Genomic DNA, 16,014 nt, shown 5'->3' with positions numbered 1-16,014 from the left:
CAATTGCCAGTCTGATTTTTAAAAACTACCTTAGACATTGTTGTATTTTGTTCAACTCTAAAATAATAATTTTAGAGAAGATCAACAATAAAAAAAGGGTGTCTCGACTTTTCGGACACCCCCTTCTTTTTGCATACATATCGATCGATTACCTGACAAGCCTTATTCATTCCTGAGGTTTAATTCCTCTGGAGGTATAGGAATTCCAAACCCTGTCGAGGAAGGTTGAAAAGCGTATGAAGTTCCATTTACTTCTCTAATCAATTGTATTTCCAGTTCTCCTAGCTGATGAAATCTTTTTAAATCAGACCAACGTATCCCTCTGAAAAACAGTTCTTTTTTTCTCTCTTCCAGTACAAAACTTAATACTTCCTCAGCTGTTTCACCGGTTAAAGGCATAAAAGTATCACGGTCAAATCTCATCTGCATCAACTCATTGAGTGATTCCAATGCTGCTACTTCTTCCGATAACCTTGCATGACATTCTGCTTTAATCAGGAAAAGCTCAGATGTTGTCAAACCTGAAAAGTAGTCCCTATTTCCAGAATATGTACCCCTAAAATTTATCGCTCCATTAGGGTTCGTTCTAAAGAACAAATTCTTCCTGAGATCATTTTCAGGGATGTTATTAAAAAAAACCGGGTCCACTCTGGTTTCAGGACTATTGACAAAACCAGAATAAAACATAACTACAGAATAATATATTACTTCTTCGTTTTCCATTTCAAAGGGAAACGCAAGTCCTGGATCTTTGTCATTGTAGTCCATCAGCCTATATCCCATTTGCAGGGCTTTTTCAGAGTATTTCAGGGCATTTTCAAAATCGTTCATGGAAAGGTAAACCCTTGCCAAAAGAGCAAAAGCCGACTGAGAAGATGGAGTACTGATATTTGTCGGTCTTTCCTGCATCAAACCGGCGGAATTTTCAAGATCATTTATAATTTGAAGATAAGTATCAGACAGGTTTGCAAAGGGAGCCGGATTGGCAATATCAGGCACAAGAGGTACAGGGATGCCATTTTTTGATGCAGCAGATATTGGGTCAGGAAATTCTCCATGGTTCAGAATAAGGTTAAACAGAGCAAATGCTCTTTTGAACATGGCCGCTCCTATGATTCTATCTGCTTTTTGTTTTTCAGAATTGGTTAAATCTGTCTGCGAATCCAGAAGATCCAATACAATATTGGAATACATAATTTGGCTGTACGGGGTAGACCATTCAGCTACATTGGAAACTCCTTCGAACATCGTTTCAAAATCCCGTAAATGGGCTCTCTGTTGTGTAAAATTGTTCAGTCCGTTAAATCCGGCATCAGTAAGGAAATATTCGTCAGAGGCAATCAACTGATAGGTTGGTGTGAGGAAAAAAACCGAAGTATGGTTCAGAAGTGCCTCGATTTCGTCAAGACTTGCAGGTACAGCCAGATTCCTGTTGGGCTTCTCGTCCAAAAACCCTTCACAAGAGGTGAGGACAACTATCAATAATAAGTATATTTTCTTTTTCATTTTTGTAGTAATCAGTTTATCAGAAATACAATTTTGGTGATGGAATCATTAGAAATCGATTTTCAGTCCTGCAGCCAGACTTCTCAAAGGTCTACTGGAAGGAAAGTCCGGATCAACAAGATCTTTTGAGGCTCTCCAAATAATCCCTATGTTGTTGACATAACTGTACAGTTCAGCATTTTCGAAAGGTAACCAGGGCAGCTTCGTCCTGTTAAGATTATAAGCTATGCGAATGTCCTGAAATCTTATATTATCGGCCCTTAAAGAGTGGATTTCCGAAAACCTGTAGATGTTGTTTCTTAAGTTGTTCTGCCCTCCGGGCATGGAAGGAACATTAGTAATTGCTTCATCTCCGGGCTGCTGCCATCTTTGGGCATACTCAGGATGGCCAATATTTCCCTGAAGGATTCCGTTATAATTCAGGGCCTGCTTTCTGTATACATACCCCAATCTATACGAAATATTAAAAGACAGACTCAAACCTTTCCAGTACAGATTATTTCTGACCGAACCAAATGAGACAGGTCTTCTAGATCCTTCGAACTGAATGTTTTCAGGACTTGCTTCACTGAAAATTGTTGCATAATTACTGCTCGGCTCTCCGTTCAGTATTCCAAGTGGGTCACCGGTATTGGGATCCAATCCTCCCCAGGGAAGAGAATATAAAGAGAAAAGCGGACGTCCTTCCATAGGGACCATTTGTGCACCTTCCAGGTATGAAAGCGTTGTCCCAAGCATCCTGTAATCTGTGACCCTTTCTTCTGCACGGCTGTAAAAAAAGTTAGTGGTCCAACGCAGGGCACCATTCAAATTTACAGACTGTATATCCAGGTCTAGGCCTTTGGTAATCATCGAAGCATAATTACCTCTGAAGGTGCTAACACCTGTAGAGAAAGGAACAGGACTATCACCGATCAGGTCCTTACCTTTTTTGTTGTAATATTCTATGGATCCTCTGAAGCGGCTGTCTTTGCTTTCAAAGTCCAGCCCAAAATTGGCGATACCTATTTTTTCCCATCTAAGTAATGGGTTGGGTGGGTTCATTACCATTGCTCCCAAACTCCCGATGTTCGGCTGCAATGCACTTACATAGTAAAGGGCAGTTGTCAAAGCGGAGACATTCTTATCGACATTTCCATTATAACCATATGATGCCCTTAATTTCAGAAATGGCATCCACCCGGAATCAAAAAACTTTTCTTCACTCAGTATCCAACCTGCACCCACTGACCAAAGGGGTACAGCCCTTTGATTGGTATTTACTCCAAAAAGATTAGATGCATCCCTTCGGGCACTTGCGGAAAGAATGTAACGCTTCTTAATTGTATATCCTGCATTTGCAAAATATGATATAAACCTGTCAACGGATCCACCATGACTAACTCCATTGGGAATGTTTGCAGGGAAGTTGTTATGATAACGGCGATAAGTTGTCTCAAAGTTGACGGGTCTGCTGATGGCCAGATCAGGTTCATAGCCGTAAAATCTGAATGAATGGAATTCGGACTGCCAATCCCTGACTTCGTAACCTCCAATGGCGTTCAGTTCATGGTCATTCCCAAAGCTTCCTGAGTAGGTAAGTTGCCCTCTCAGGTTATGGCTGAAAGAGTGTGATTGATTTACATCCATTATTGCCCCCTCAGGTATGGCTCTACTGATGTTTCCATTGGGGTCAAGCTGGGTAAACTGATTGATTAAGTCTCTTGAAAAATACAGGTCTTCCTCCCGAAAATCTTCTAGTCTGCCTGTATTTTGCCAGTATTGGTATTTTAGTTCTGCACTTAGCCCAGGGAGTATCCTGTAAGCTGCCGAAAAGTTAATCCTGTAATCATCACCTACATTAATATTTCTGACACGTCCGATTTCGTCAAATGGGATGTAATTCCAGTCCAGGAGTTCAGGATGTAGTTGGTTTTCGATAAACCTTCTGTTATAATTTTGGGTAATTATTTGACCTGTACCGTTTTCGTCGACCAACCTGTCATAGGGAAAATAGTTATTGCTGCTTGGAAGGACTGTCCCAATACTGTTTTCCTGTCTGGCATAATACAGTCCCAGTCCAAGGTCAAGCTTATCATTTACCAGTTTCCACGAGTTGTTGACATTTAGAGTAATCCTGTTATTATTGTTTCCGGTAATATTTTCAGTATTGTGGTCATACCCTCCGGAAATAAAATACCTATGCCCCTTAGTACCTCCGGTAAGGGATAGGGAATATTGTCTGTTTACAGTAGGCCTGTAGAAATAATCTGTAAAATCTCTTCTGACGTCCTGTTGTCTAAAACTGTTCAACCTTCTCTCAACTTCTTCTTGGGAAATCAGTCCGTCCCTGCCTGCAATCAATGTCTCCACACCCGGTGAGAGAGGGGGTTTGCTGATATTGTTTTCCCTCGCATTGTAGACTCCTCTGTTGAACAGCATTTTCTCCAAGTCAATGAAATCATTCATTGCCATCTGGGGACCGTAAAACAGGTCAGGCTTTTCGATGAAATTAATGTTGCTGTTGAAGCTAATTCTCGGCGGGGATTCAGCACCCTGTCTGGTAGTGATGACAATTACCCCATTGCCTGCTCTGGCACCCCAGATTGACGCAGCTGCCGCATCCCGGAGTACTGTTATGGATTCAACATCATTTGGATTGATATTATCAAGGGGGCCATCATACGGGAAATTGTCGATAATTACCAAGGGTTGGGTATCTGCAAAAAGAGTATTTCTTCCCCTGATGCTGATGGGGTCATTTGCAGGCCCGGTCCTGTTGAAAATCAGTCCGGGAGTAACATCTTCCAACCTGTCTATCAGGTTGGTACTGACTCTTCTGTTGATCAGTTCATTATCCAACTGCACAAAAGACCCTGTTGCTCTTTCCTTTGGAAGTTCCTGATATCCGGTGGAGATAACCTCAACTTCCTCTAATCTAAGCTGATCAGGCTCAAGCGTCAGCTCCAACGGTTCAGTCTCTGATAAGGGTACCTCTATAGTTGTGTTCAAATTGTGGTAACCAAGGAACCGCACCTGGAGACTATGGATTCCCACAGCTAATTCCAGGAGGTAATTCCCCTGGTTGTCAGTTACTGTATTAATTCCGGTATCATCTATCTGTATTAATGCCCCTGGAAGTGGCTGTCCGTCCCGACTGTCCAAAACCTTTCCCTTTAGGCTGAAAACTGATCCTGATTGGGCCAAAGCGCTCTGCACAAAGAACAGTATTATGGCAATCGTAAGTAGATATCTGTTTGTCATATTCTAGCGTGGTTAAATGAATGGATAATGAGTAGTATTTAAGAGTCTAAGGTTTTTTTTCTGGCAGCAAACGATTTATTTCGTCCATTAATGTCCCTGCATCAGGTTTGTAAAATCCGGTTCTGGCAAGATTTCCATCACTGTCAATCAACATCACATGTGGATAAAGAGAGATATTGTAATGGCCTAAAAAACTGTTGTTGCCTCCAAGACTTCCGGTATTGAGGTGGATGGCTGATTCCGGACTGTATCTGCCTGATTCCAGACTTTTTTTCCAGATTTTTGGGTCTTTGTCAGAAGAAACTGAGAGCAGCAAAACGTCATCCATATTACCTATTGACGCCTCCAGTTTGGAGAGCACATTCTCTTTGAAGCCGATACAGGCGCTGCAGCCCGTAAACCAGAAATCAAGCAAAAGCACTTTTCCCTTATAGTCTTCCAGCTTTCTTTCCTTACCTTCTGTATCATAAAATACAAAGGGAAATGCAGGAGATCCTTCCCTGTTTCTGGAATGTGTACTCCTTACAATCTCTGCAAAAGGTTCATTTTCCACTGTTTCACTTGCCAGGGATAAAAGATCCATATCGGACGACACCACATTTCTATTGGCCAACATGTACCTGGCCAAGATTGCGTCACGCAGAGGACCTTCTTCATTTTCCACAACAAGAGTGATAAATGGCCGGCCATCAACGAGCGATTTCCCCTTATAAAAAGACTCAAGAAACTGCAGGTAATGGAATGAAGATTCATCTTGGGCAACAGGAGGAATTATAAATCCTTCTTGGTCAAGGTATTCTTGAAAAAATTCTTTCAATTGTTCACGCTCCTGTTCAACTCTTGGGTATTTATAGAGCGTTTCAAAAGTTTTGAGCACTGATATACCTGTTTTCCCAAAATAGTCCAGTGTCAGCAGATCCAGAACTTTTTTGTCAACAAGTCCTTCATATGATATGATCTTTTCACCGAACTTGACAACCTTTCTTGCCTCAAGCTTTTCACTCAAATGATCTAGTTTTTCATCAAGGGTTTCAACTGCCTTTACCTTTTTCCCGAAAGTTTGATTATGGGATTCAATCATTTCTCTCTGTTCATGATCCAGGCTATGGTTTCTTATCATCAATAAGGAAGAAGGTCTTTCAAAGCGGTATCCTTCCAATTCTTTCATAAGTGCAGCTTGAAGATTGAAGCTTTCTTGAGCAGGTCCTGAAAAACTTATTGTAAAATTCCTTTTATCAAGTTGGAGGGCAATGCTGTCTCCGGGCAATACCAAAAACAGGTCAAGAAAGGTAGATAAGCTATCTCCCATACTGATGTAAACCGGTTTTTTAATATCTTTTATTTTGAATGAAAAAAGATAATCACTACCGGGATTACCACCGTTGAAGGGGTTTCCTCTTTCAGCTACTGTCTCTTGGATTATCGGTGGTGGTTCTTTTATATAAGGATCAAAGAGGTAATCCCAGTACTTTAGGGTTACTTTCTCTATAGGTTCTTTGGATGACACTACTCCATATACCAAAACAGGTTGTGGATTTTCGTCCTTCAAATCCAAGGAATTATCAGCTAGATTTTGTCCGCACGACAGGCTTCCAAAAAGACATAGCAATGCCAGGAAGCATGGAATTATAGTTTTTTTCATACTTTATGAGTTAAAGTTTTTTAAGATTTGTATTTGCCGGATTAGGCGTATTGTGCTTTTATAAGCGAGAGGAGGAGGTCCTTACTTATTTTTATTGAGTTTGGTATGACCTTCCTCCCTCTTGGGGTATTAATACAACTCTGCTGCTATTTATAAAGGGATCTTTTATGGAAGCATGATCTCCATGAAGGCATTTTTACCCCAAATAAGTTTGTTTAAGAGAATTAATCTATTCCACAGTTCCACTTGGGAAATTCTCTAGTATGGATGTTGGTCTTCTCTTGCATTTGGTTTGAAGGAGAGCATTCCAAGGGATCCACATACTACTGAAAGCAACAGATGGCTTTACACCAAAAAAACCTGTTCAAGATGGTGGACGATGATCGTGCAACCAGATATGAAAAGCATGTAGCATAGGGTTAGGGGATAGAATTGAATAACTGCTTTATCTGATCAAAGTGGTGAATATTCTGCTGCACCTTTCCAAAAAAGAAAGGTACATTTCCGTTACCCATCCTGAGACCCTGAGATTGCCCGGCTAATGGTTAACGGTCCTGTACCTTATGAGGATCAGTTGTAAGACCAGTTCCCATTAGCCGTTCCGGAGTTCTCAGGTTCCAGGATTGGGTGTCTTAGTTTTAATTCCTTCAAATATAAAAATTAAAAAGTTTATTTAAAACACTTTTAGAATAAAAATTAAATCTAATAGACTTATTTATAAATCTTTAAAGGCTTTTATTGAAGAGTTTCGATCATTTCCGATTTAATATATTTGCTTAATAGGGGCTTTAGAATTGAATAATCGGAATTTGAATGAAGAAATCGAGGAACTATAACTGTATCAAATCAGTCTTGGCAATTAAAGGGATTTCCAATAAAGAACTTGCGGAAGGGCTTAAAACTTACGATACAACTGTCTCTGCTTGGTGTCGGAATGTAAAACAGCCCAATTACGAAAATTTACTTGCAATCGCAGAATTTTTGAATGTTGAGATGGGTGATTTACTCACTAAAAGAAAAGATTTGAGAGAAATCGAAATCAAATAGATATGATTTTTTAAAAATAAGAGAGTCTATTTTAGCTTTGCAATCTTCTTTTACTACTAATTTCAAAAGCTTTACTTTTTCAAGCACTGCCATCATATCTTCGGTAGCAATCTTATAATCTGGTTTGTATCTTGAGTTGAGATATGCCTTTTTCAATAAGTTAAATAATTGATCCCATATTCATCGCTAAAAAAAAAGAATAGACTCGAGGGGAAAAGGCTTTCGATTTTTTGTAGTAATTTGAAAAGGTTATGAAATCACTTATTAGGCAAAGCAAAAGCCATTACAGATCCGGAAGGATTCACTTTGGTACCGCCAACCGAAAGCGCAACATACTGTTTGCCATTTATCTGATAAGAACAGACATTCGCGTTATTGGCTGCTGGCAAAATGTACTCCCAAACCATTTTGCCGGTTTTGGCATCAAATGCCCAGACCTTTTTATCTTCTGCACCACTGATAAACACCAAGCCTCCGGCGGTCACCAGCGGACCAATCGCTTTCGATTAGAAGACTACCGAACCCAACAGCATGCCCTGATCTTTCATTCCCCAAAAATCCAAATCAGGACTTATTTGACCCAAGAAAACACGGGGGGATTCGTACAACATTAGATCGATGGCCGAAAACTTAGACCGGAGTTTCAAAACAGACAACCAGTGGTTTTCCGATTTTTCCAGACATTACCTTGAAGCTTCGGGTATAGGTATGGGAGTTACAGATGCGATGAATCTGGCAAGATCCCTTGCCGACCAGGGAAGGATTCTCCCCAACACACCCGAAATGGCTGCAAAAATCGAGGAACTTAGAAGCATCAACAATTGGGATATTGGAGCGGCATCACGGGTACAGGCGAGGCTTTTCCACGCCGAATATCAACAGGATATCAGTTCCTGGCTCTTGCCGAGGAATCCCGACCTCCAGGTCATGTATGGTTTGGACTATCGGACCTATATTATCGTGCCGGATGGGAATTATTTTATCAATCCGGCGGAGCCAGGCGAAAACCTTAATTATTGGAAAACGGGTGGGTTTATACAAGCAACAAAGACCTTTTGGCAGGACCGGTTCAAAGTCAATGCAGTGCTCCGCTTGGACAAGTACCTTTATTTCGAGCCAAGGCTCAATCCGAGATTGGCAGCGGTCTTTACCCCTTCAAAACAGCAAAGTTTTCGCTTTTCGGTATTGAGTGGCTACCGGTTCCCGAGTATTTTCGAGGGCTTTTCCAACATCAATAGCGGGGGGAGAAAGCGGATTGGCGGCTTGCCGATCATGTCGGCAGGGATTTTTGAAGACAGATACACCCAAGCCTCCATCACCCAATACCAGCGTGCTGTCCAATCAGACGTGAATACCAATGGCCTGGATCTTGCTGAGGCGATCCGTCGAAACGAAGGCCTGTTGGCAAAAACAGACTACACCTACCTCGAACCGGAGCAGGCAACCAGCCTGGAGGGCGGCTATCGCACCGAGTTGCTCGGGGGGAAATTTGCCTTGGATGCCGACCTCTACCTGAACAGGTTCCGCAACCTTATCGCCCAGTTGGATGCCAACGTGCCCAAAACCACCAATAGTGACAGCATTGGGAACTATTTCCTTCAAAACTCCACCCAAGATCTTTACCGCCTTTGGACCAATTCCAAGACGGTCAGTTTGAATTATGGAGGTAGCTTAGGCCTGAGCTACAATTTTTTCAAGGGTTTTTGGCTCGGCGGCAACTTCACCTACGCAAGACTCTCCCGACAAACCCGAGGAGATGGTTTGGAAGATGGATTCAACACGCCGGAATGGATTTACAACCTGTCTCTGGGAAACCCCAATTTGTACAAGTCCTTGGGCTTCCAAGTCAACTTCAGGCAACAGGCTGGATTTCTCTGGGAATCTGCCTTGGCCACGGGATGGGTGCAGAGATATTCCACGCTCGATGCACAGCTTACTATGGGAATATTCAAAAACCTTGGAAGTGTCAAGTTTGGTGCTACAAATGCACTCAACCGATATTATTATTCCTTTTTGGGTGGCCCCGCGATTGGAGGGTTTTACTACACGAGTCTGACTTTTGGGCTTTGAATTGACCAGTATCCCAATTACTTACTGCCCAAAATTGGGTTATGAGCCGAGATATTCTTGTTTTCTGTAAAAAACAGTTTCAAATGATTGAATTCCAGTGTGGTTTTCCCTGATGCCTTTTTTACTAAATCCCCAAATAAATTGGCTTGAAATAAGAGCTTTTCGGCAAAATAGACTACAATTGAAAATCCTATTAACTAGGGATAATGGAATTAGAAACAAACATACAATTAACCGACATTCTTTTTCATAAATCTCCAAAATACCGAATCACGCTAAATATATTGCCGGTCATAAAACCTGGCACAATAGTTCAGTAGTAACTCAATGGTAAATACGATGCTCACTCTCGAACGCATGTCAATCCCCTGATTGAGTTCATGTTCGATCTTCAAAAAGCAATCCAGAACCAAATCACCCTCCTTCTGAGACAAGTGTAGGGCTTTCCGGGTAGAATATGTAAAGAATGTGTACTCCTGGATTTTTTTGGCACAATTTTATGTTTTTTATAAGCGGATTAGTGCTTTGAAATCTACCATTGGCAATCATCATCCGAAGAAAAAAATTCTAGGAACACTATTGCAAAAGTTCAGTCTCCCATTTTTTGACAGCGTGCAGATAGGCACTGGCTTCTGAATAACCTAGGATATAAGCAATATCTTGTGTTTTCATATTGTGACCTTTCGACAAATAAGTTGACAATTCATTTTTAATTTCACTGGTTATTTTGCGGAAAGTTAGACCCTCCTCTTTAAGATTACGCTGAATGGTTCTGCTACTTAAAGGGAAATGCATCGCAACTTGCTCAAAGGTTGGGAGTTCAGGACTGCAAAGGTTTAAAACCATATTTCTTACCTGCATTGAAAATTCCTTGTAACCAGTTTTTCCCTTTTCCAACATCTGCAGATATTTGGGAAGTAAAATCTCAATTTCCTTTATTTTCCTCTTATTTGTTTCGGTATCCAAAACGGTGGCATTGAAAACAAAACTATAATTTACCCCTTCTTTTATCTCAACATTTAAGGATTTTTCAAATTCAGGTAAATTTGAATTTGAAACTTCCAAATCAGGAATTAAATCGTTTGACAACATCAATTTCAATTCGCGAAAAATAAAGCAGAATACAAATTCTAAAACCTGATTTCTCATTTTTGCATTTCTGATATTACTCCTCAAACTTAAAATGTATTTCCCACTATTTTCTCTGGCTTCCAAACTAACCAAAGGGAATGTGTCTTCTAAATAATTATGAAGAATGAAAACGGCTTGATTGATACTTGAGGCATGTAGAGAAATCTGATTGATTAACCCCAAAGCTTTTAAATTCAAGTAACAGCCATAATGAATGCCAAAATTCCCATCATCAGTTTCTTTGAGGATAGCTTCAAAAACCTTCAAATAGTCAGTTTCAGTAACCCAATTGTTTGGATTACAAACATCGATATCCTTTTCTACTAACTCCCCCCTTAGTACTTGTTCTGGAATACCTTTATAAGAGGCATATTCAAATAAATTGGCAATATAAGTTGCTTGTATTTTCATTTCGTGAAATTGGCGTAAAATATCAATTCCTACAAATTTAATCAACCTATTTTTGCTGAATCAACATTGAAATAAAGATGAATAATCTTCAAAAATCACTTCTGTTAAATGCCATATTTTCAGGGATATCCGGCATCACTTTAATTGTGTTCAATAAACAAATAGCCGGATTGTTTGAAACATCAAACACAACCGTTTTTTGGGCAATTGGCATTGCTTTGCTCTATTTTGCAGGCACAATTATCTACGAAATCACAAAGCAAGGACCAATAGCGGTCTTATGGATTATTATCCAGGATTTCCTTTGGGTCATTGGCAGTATTGTATTGGTTGCAATTAACCCATTTGAAATTTCCAAAGCCGGTAATTCTGTCATTGCAATAATTGCATTTGTGGTCTTCTCTATGGGAATAAACCAATCAAAAGCATTGGCACAAGTTGATAGTTCTAATAATAAAAAAAGTAAACACTTTAAATTTGAAAGAATAATAAATGCAGACAAACAATCAGTATGGAAAGCAATAGCTGACGTTGCAAACTACGATAAAGTTGCTCCAAATATTGATGCCGTCAAGATTATTTCAGGTGAAGGGCATGGAATGGTTAGAAGTTGCTCTCACGGAAAAAACAGTTGGACAGAAACCTGTTCAATGTGGATTGAAGAAAAAGCTTATTCTTTTGAGGTCAACACCTCGGCTCCCGACTATCCATACCCTTTCAAATTTTTAAAGGGCACTTGGGAAGTGCAAGAAATAGACAGCAACACCACAAAAGTTACAATGCTTTTTGACTTCCAATATAAGCGAAAGTATCAAAATTGGTTATTACACCCTTTACTAAAAGGGAGGTTTTCAAAAACGGCGGTGGAACTTCTTGATAATTGGCAAAAAATGCTGGAAAATTAGTTGTATATGAGCAATCCAATATCGGAAAAATTTCCTTTTCAATCCCATTACATTGGAGTAGAAAATACTAATATTCATTTTGTTGACGAAACAACAAAAGAAAAAGCGGACACTGTTTTTCTATTTGTTCATGGCAATCCGACTTCTAGTTATTTGTGGCGAAATATTATTCCTTACACCATTCCTTATGGCAGGTGTATTGCCTTAGATTTAGTCGGTTTTGGTAAATCAGGAAAACCTGATATAGAATACACTTTTCAAGACAATATAAAATACTTTAACAGTTTTGTATCTAAGTTAAACTTAACTAACATCATTCTTGTAGTTCACGATTGGGGTGGTGCTATTGGATTTAATTATGCAAAGTATCATCCTGAAAACATCAAGGGTATAGTGTTTATGGAGACTTTCTGCAAACCAATGGAATGGAAAGATTTAGACATTCTCACCCGATTTGTTTTCAAGAAATTTCGAGATAATAAAACCGGGCAAAAATGGAATGGGAAGTACAACGCTTTTTTACGGTTTATACTTCCAATGTCTATAAATCGAAAATTAACCGAAAAAGAAAAACTATACTATTTCAGTCCTTTCAAAACTATTGCGGACAGAAAGCCAATTATCAAATTTCCTCAAGAGCTGCCATTTAAAGGCGAAGGAACTTTGAATGAAAGTATAGCAGAAGATTATTTCAACTGGTTAAAAAAATCGTCTATTCCAAAACTGCTATTGTATGCAAATCCTGGCGTACAAATTCAGTCAAAGGAGATTGATTTATACAAATCGGTATTCAAAAACTTGACAACTGCATTTATTGGAAATGGCAAACACTACATTCAAGAAGACCAGCCTGACAAAATCGGAGAAGCCATTGAACAATGGTATTTACTGAATTGGTAAATTAAAGAGTATAAGTATTTGACGACAAAAACGCCAGCAATTAGCAAGGGTTTGGCGTAATGGCGGGTGAAGTGCTTCGTGTCAACATTTGTGGTATAAATCCGTAACTTCGCCAAGGCATGAACCGTTGTTACAGCCAAATTAAATGAAGGATAAGAAACATATTTTCAGAACTTTAGTATTTACACCCTTTATAGTATTGGGCCTTACCATCATTGTTTTATCGGTCAAATATTCACCTACCTACGTTTACCGCTTAATCACAATGAATGTGGCAGATGTTTATGATTACAGGAACTTTGAAAATCTCAAGATTCAGGGGGCAAAAAGTACCAATAAATTTATTTTTCAACCAAAAGAGAAATATGTTGAGTCGCTATTTGGTGATTTGGTAACTAAAACCGGATTTAATAGTTATAAAGAATGGGCAATTGAGTCTAAAACAACAGCTCTGATTGTTATTCAAAGAGATACAGTCATTTATGAAAAATATTTTAATGGGTTTAGCAGAGATTCATATTTTCATTCTCAATCCATGGCAAAGTCATTTATCTCATTTTTGATTGGAGCGGCTATTGATGATGACCTAATCAAAAGTGTTGATGACCCGATTACTGATTACATCCCTGAGCTCTTGGAACGCGACCCTCGTTTTCAAAAAATTTCCATTAAAAATCTTCTTGAAATGCGTTCAGGCCTCAAATACAATACAGACCTTTTACCTTTCACTAACATACATGCTCCCTGGCATGATGAAGCAGTTGGTTACTACCATCCCAATGTACGAAAACTACTAATTGAGAAAATAGAAATTTCATCCGAGCCAGGAAAAGATTTTCAGTATAATAATTACAATACAAGCTATTTAGGATTGATTATTGAAAGAGCGACCAATCTATCTGTTTCCAAATATCTCGAGCAAAAACTGTGGTCAAAAATAATGGAATATGATGCCCTTTTCTCCATAGATAGTAAAGAGTCCAATTTTGAATATATGCCAAGCCGTTTGATTGCCCGAGCGATTGATTATGCACGTTTTGGTCAGCTTATGCTTAAGGAAGGAGATTGGTTCGGAGATCAGATAATTTCGAGTGATTGGGTTAATGAGTCAACCAGAGAAAACAAATCTATTCCGCGCCAAATATACCCAAGATGGTTTGGAAGAAGCGATAAGAGGATTTATTACAACTATCAATGGTGGGGCCATGTCAATAAGGATTCTGCATTTCATTTTTATGCAAATGGTAATCTTGGACAGAATATTTATATCATCCCTCATATAGAAGCCGTAATTGTGCACTGTGGCAATTCACTTAAATATTATAGTAGTGATTTTGACTTGTGGGATGTTGCGTTACAGATGGATTAGGAGATTGACCATATTGAGGTTAAAAATTAAAAACCGATAATATCTTAGCATTTCGCTTAATATCACTTATTTTAATTTTGTTAAAATAAGATTTTCAGATCCTTATATTATTTCACTGATCTTAAAGCCAATACCATGCAAATATCCAACCAAAATCAGGTAAAAACAGCAAGCATGACCGGAATCTGGTATTTGGCTTTGGCACTATCAGGTGTGCTAGGTTTTATGGTCATTCATCCTCAAATATTTATAACAGAGGACCCTACAAAAACCCTGGAAAACATTACACAAAATACGATCCTTGCAAGAATCCGGCTTCTCCTTGAATTTGCCATTATCATCTCACAGGCTTTGACTGCCGTCTGGTTTTATAAACTTTTTAGGTCAATCAATGAATGGGGAGCCTGGACACTAACAATATGGGGAACAGTAAACTCAGTAGTCATCATGGTTAGTGCCATTTCAATGGCAACGGCCATAGGGATCGCCGAATCTCTTACCTTGGGCTTAGGACAGAAAATAAGTTTGTTAGAACTTTTAAATCACCTAAGTTCCAATGCTTGGGGGATAGGAAGTCTGTTTTTTGGATTATGGCTTATTCCCATGGGTTTCATCATAGTCAGTTCAAGGAGAATGCCTGTTTGGCTGGGCAGAATTCTCATCATCGGTGGCATAGGCTATCTTCTCAGTGCCTTCCTGGGATACTTGGACTTAAAATTTGCATTCATTGATTTTTTGACAATTCCTGCTACTATTGGCGAATTCTGGTTGATTGCTTACCTGCTATGGTTTGGAATACGTCCTGCAAGTGGATTCTATGATGAGGATTTGGATTAGATTTTTTTAGATTTAATAAATCATTTACGAAAACAGGTTAAGTGGATGTAAAAAAATAAAATACATAAAGATGAAAAAAGTAACGGGCATCGGGGGCATATTCTTTAAATCTAAAGATCCCCAAAAGACGAAAAAGTGGTACAAAAAACACCTGGGACTGGAAACTGATCAATGGGGGACAAATTTTGAATGGAGACAAGGGAGTGACCCTTCGAAAAAGGGGTTTACCCAATGGAGTCCTTCAGCAGAAAGGTCAACGCTTTTTGTGTATTCTGACAAAGATTTTATCATCAATTACAGAGTAGAAAACCTTGAAGCATTGCTGAAAGAATTAAAAAAAGAGGGAGTCAGAATTTTAGATGAAATTGAGTATCATGACTATGGGAAATTTGTTCACATTCTAGATCATGAAAAAAATGTCATTGAATTATGGGAGCCTAATGACATCGAATATGACAAAATAGTTGATGGCAGGACAAAATAAAATAATCCTATGGCCCCATCTCTGATCTTTACGTACACAGCTTGTGGAATTTTCTTTCTCATTGGTTTAATCACCGGAGTTTGGAAGTACTACCATATACATTCATCGAAAGAAGCATTATCTCCTGTCTATGTGGATATTGCTCATCGAACCTCGCTGATGTATAGTTTTGCCACTTTGGTTCTGGCCAAATTTGTAGAACTAAGTCCCTATTCCGAAACAGTAACTTTTTGGTCAGCAGCAGCACCCATTGTGTTTTTCGCTCTAGCGCTTTCAACGTACGTGATTCATGGAATTCTAAAAGACACTGATAATCAGATGAAAAAGCCCCACAAAATAGGGTCATTTATACTTCCTAATTGGGTGGTTATCACATTTATGGTGGCGCTAACCATAGCTGAGATTGGAGGGTTTGCAATTTTGTTTGTGGGATTCTTAAGTACGCTCTAGCTAACTTTCCCCGCTTATT

At 39.2% G+C, this 16,014-nt stretch carries 13 protein-coding genes; 8 read left to right on the top strand and 5 right to left on the bottom strand.

Annotated elements, in window-relative coordinates:
* Nucleotides 1-162: 162 nt before the first annotated feature.
* The 3 genes from ACFFIP_RS17040 to ACFFIP_RS17030 are packed head-to-tail and all read right to left on the bottom strand — an operon-like array spanning nucleotide 163 to nucleotide 6,391.
* Nucleotides 163-1,506 (bottom strand): RagB/SusD family nutrient uptake outer membrane protein, encoded by a 1,344-nt coding sequence (locus ACFFIP_RS17040; protein WP_382388940.1) that lies wholly within the window; start codon nucleotides 1,504-1,506, stop codon nucleotides 163-165.
* A 48-nt stretch (nucleotides 1,507-1,554) separates the two neighbouring features.
* The gene (locus tag ACFFIP_RS17035; protein ID WP_382388939.1) at nucleotides 1,555-4,749 is read right to left on the bottom strand and encodes a SusC/RagA family TonB-linked outer membrane protein; all 3,195 of its coding nucleotides are present in this window, start codon (nucleotides 4,747-4,749) and stop codon (nucleotides 1,555-1,557) included.
* Nucleotides 4,750-4,795: 46 nt separating this feature from the next.
* Nucleotides 4,796-6,391 carry a TlpA family protein disulfide reductase gene (locus tag ACFFIP_RS17030; RefSeq protein WP_382388938.1) on the bottom strand — a complete coding sequence of 532 codons (1,596 nt, stop codon included), beginning with the start codon at nucleotides 6,389-6,391 and terminating at the stop codon, nucleotides 4,796-4,798.
* Nucleotides 6,392-7,204: 813 nt separating this feature from the next.
* On the opposite strand from ACFFIP_RS17030, the gene ACFFIP_RS17025 reads away from it, so the two are divergent.
* Complete coding sequence (locus ACFFIP_RS17025) at nucleotides 7,205-7,438, top strand: helix-turn-helix domain-containing protein (RefSeq protein ID WP_382388937.1); 234 nt, start codon at nucleotides 7,205-7,207, stop codon at nucleotides 7,436-7,438.
* A gap of 257 nt (nucleotides 7,439-7,695) precedes the next feature.
* On the opposite strand, the gene ACFFIP_RS17020 is transcribed toward ACFFIP_RS17025, so the two are convergent.
* Nucleotides 7,696-7,926 (bottom strand): hypothetical protein, encoded by a 231-nt coding sequence (locus ACFFIP_RS17020; protein WP_446685333.1) that lies wholly within the window; start codon nucleotides 7,924-7,926, stop codon nucleotides 7,696-7,698.
* A 130-nt stretch (nucleotides 7,927-8,056) separates the two neighbouring features.
* On the opposite strand from ACFFIP_RS17020, the gene ACFFIP_RS17015 reads away from it, so the two are divergent.
* The gene (locus tag ACFFIP_RS17015) at nucleotides 8,057-9,508 is read left to right on the top strand and encodes a TonB-dependent receptor plug domain-containing protein (RefSeq protein ID WP_382388935.1); all 1,452 of its coding nucleotides are present in this window, start codon (nucleotides 8,057-8,059) and stop codon (nucleotides 9,506-9,508) included.
* Between the two features lie 576 nt (nucleotides 9,509-10,084).
* On the opposite strand, the gene ACFFIP_RS17010 is transcribed toward ACFFIP_RS17015, so the two are convergent.
* Nucleotides 10,085-11,050, bottom strand: a complete 966-nt coding sequence (locus ACFFIP_RS17010; RefSeq protein WP_382388934.1) for an AraC family transcriptional regulator ligand-binding domain-containing protein — start codon at nucleotides 11,048-11,050, stop codon at nucleotides 10,085-10,087.
* 77 nt (nucleotides 11,051-11,127) lie between these two features.
* Here ACFFIP_RS17010 and ACFFIP_RS17005 point away from each other — a divergent pair, with 77 nt between their 5' ends.
* The 6 genes from ACFFIP_RS17005 (at nucleotide 11,128) to ACFFIP_RS16980 (ending at nucleotide 15,995) form a co-directional block, all read left to right on the top strand.
* The gene (locus ACFFIP_RS17005) at nucleotides 11,128-11,955 is read left to right on the top strand and encodes a type II toxin-antitoxin system RatA family toxin (RefSeq protein ID WP_382388933.1); all 828 of its coding nucleotides are present in this window, start codon (nucleotides 11,128-11,130) and stop codon (nucleotides 11,953-11,955) included.
* 6 nt (nucleotides 11,956-11,961) lie between these two features.
* Nucleotides 11,962-12,855: a haloalkane dehalogenase gene (locus tag ACFFIP_RS17000; RefSeq protein ID WP_382388932.1), complete on the top strand. Its 894-nt coding sequence runs from the start codon at nucleotides 11,962-11,964 to the stop codon at nucleotides 12,853-12,855.
* A gap of 271 nt (nucleotides 12,856-13,126) precedes the next feature.
* Entirely contained in the window at nucleotides 13,127-14,224 is a 1,098-nt protein-coding gene (locus tag ACFFIP_RS16995) for a serine hydrolase domain-containing protein (RefSeq protein ID WP_382388930.1), read from the top strand.
* Nucleotides 14,225-14,359: 135 nt separating this feature from the next.
* Nucleotides 14,360-15,061 carry a DUF4386 domain-containing protein gene (locus ACFFIP_RS16990; protein ID WP_382388929.1) on the top strand — a complete coding sequence of 234 codons (702 nt, stop codon included), beginning with the start codon at nucleotides 14,360-14,362 and terminating at the stop codon, nucleotides 15,059-15,061.
* A gap of 70 nt (nucleotides 15,062-15,131) precedes the next feature.
* A complete protein-coding gene (locus ACFFIP_RS16985) occupies nucleotides 15,132-15,545 on the top strand; it encodes a VOC family protein (RefSeq protein ID WP_382388928.1) in 414 nt (137 codons plus the stop codon).
* A 9-nt stretch (nucleotides 15,546-15,554) separates the two neighbouring features.
* Nucleotides 15,555-15,995 carry a hypothetical protein gene (locus ACFFIP_RS16980; RefSeq protein ID WP_382388927.1) on the top strand — a complete coding sequence of 147 codons (441 nt, stop codon included), beginning with the start codon at nucleotides 15,555-15,557 and terminating at the stop codon, nucleotides 15,993-15,995.
* The last annotated feature ends 19 nt before the right edge of the window (nucleotides 15,996-16,014 follow it).

The sequence above is a fragment of the Fontibacter flavus genome, assembly GCF_042432905.1.
In the GTDB taxonomy this organism is placed as follows: Bacteria; Bacteroidota; Bacteroidia; order Cytophagales; family Cyclobacteriaceae; genus Fontibacter; species Fontibacter flavus.
This window is presented reverse-complemented; position numbering and strand designations above follow the sequence as displayed.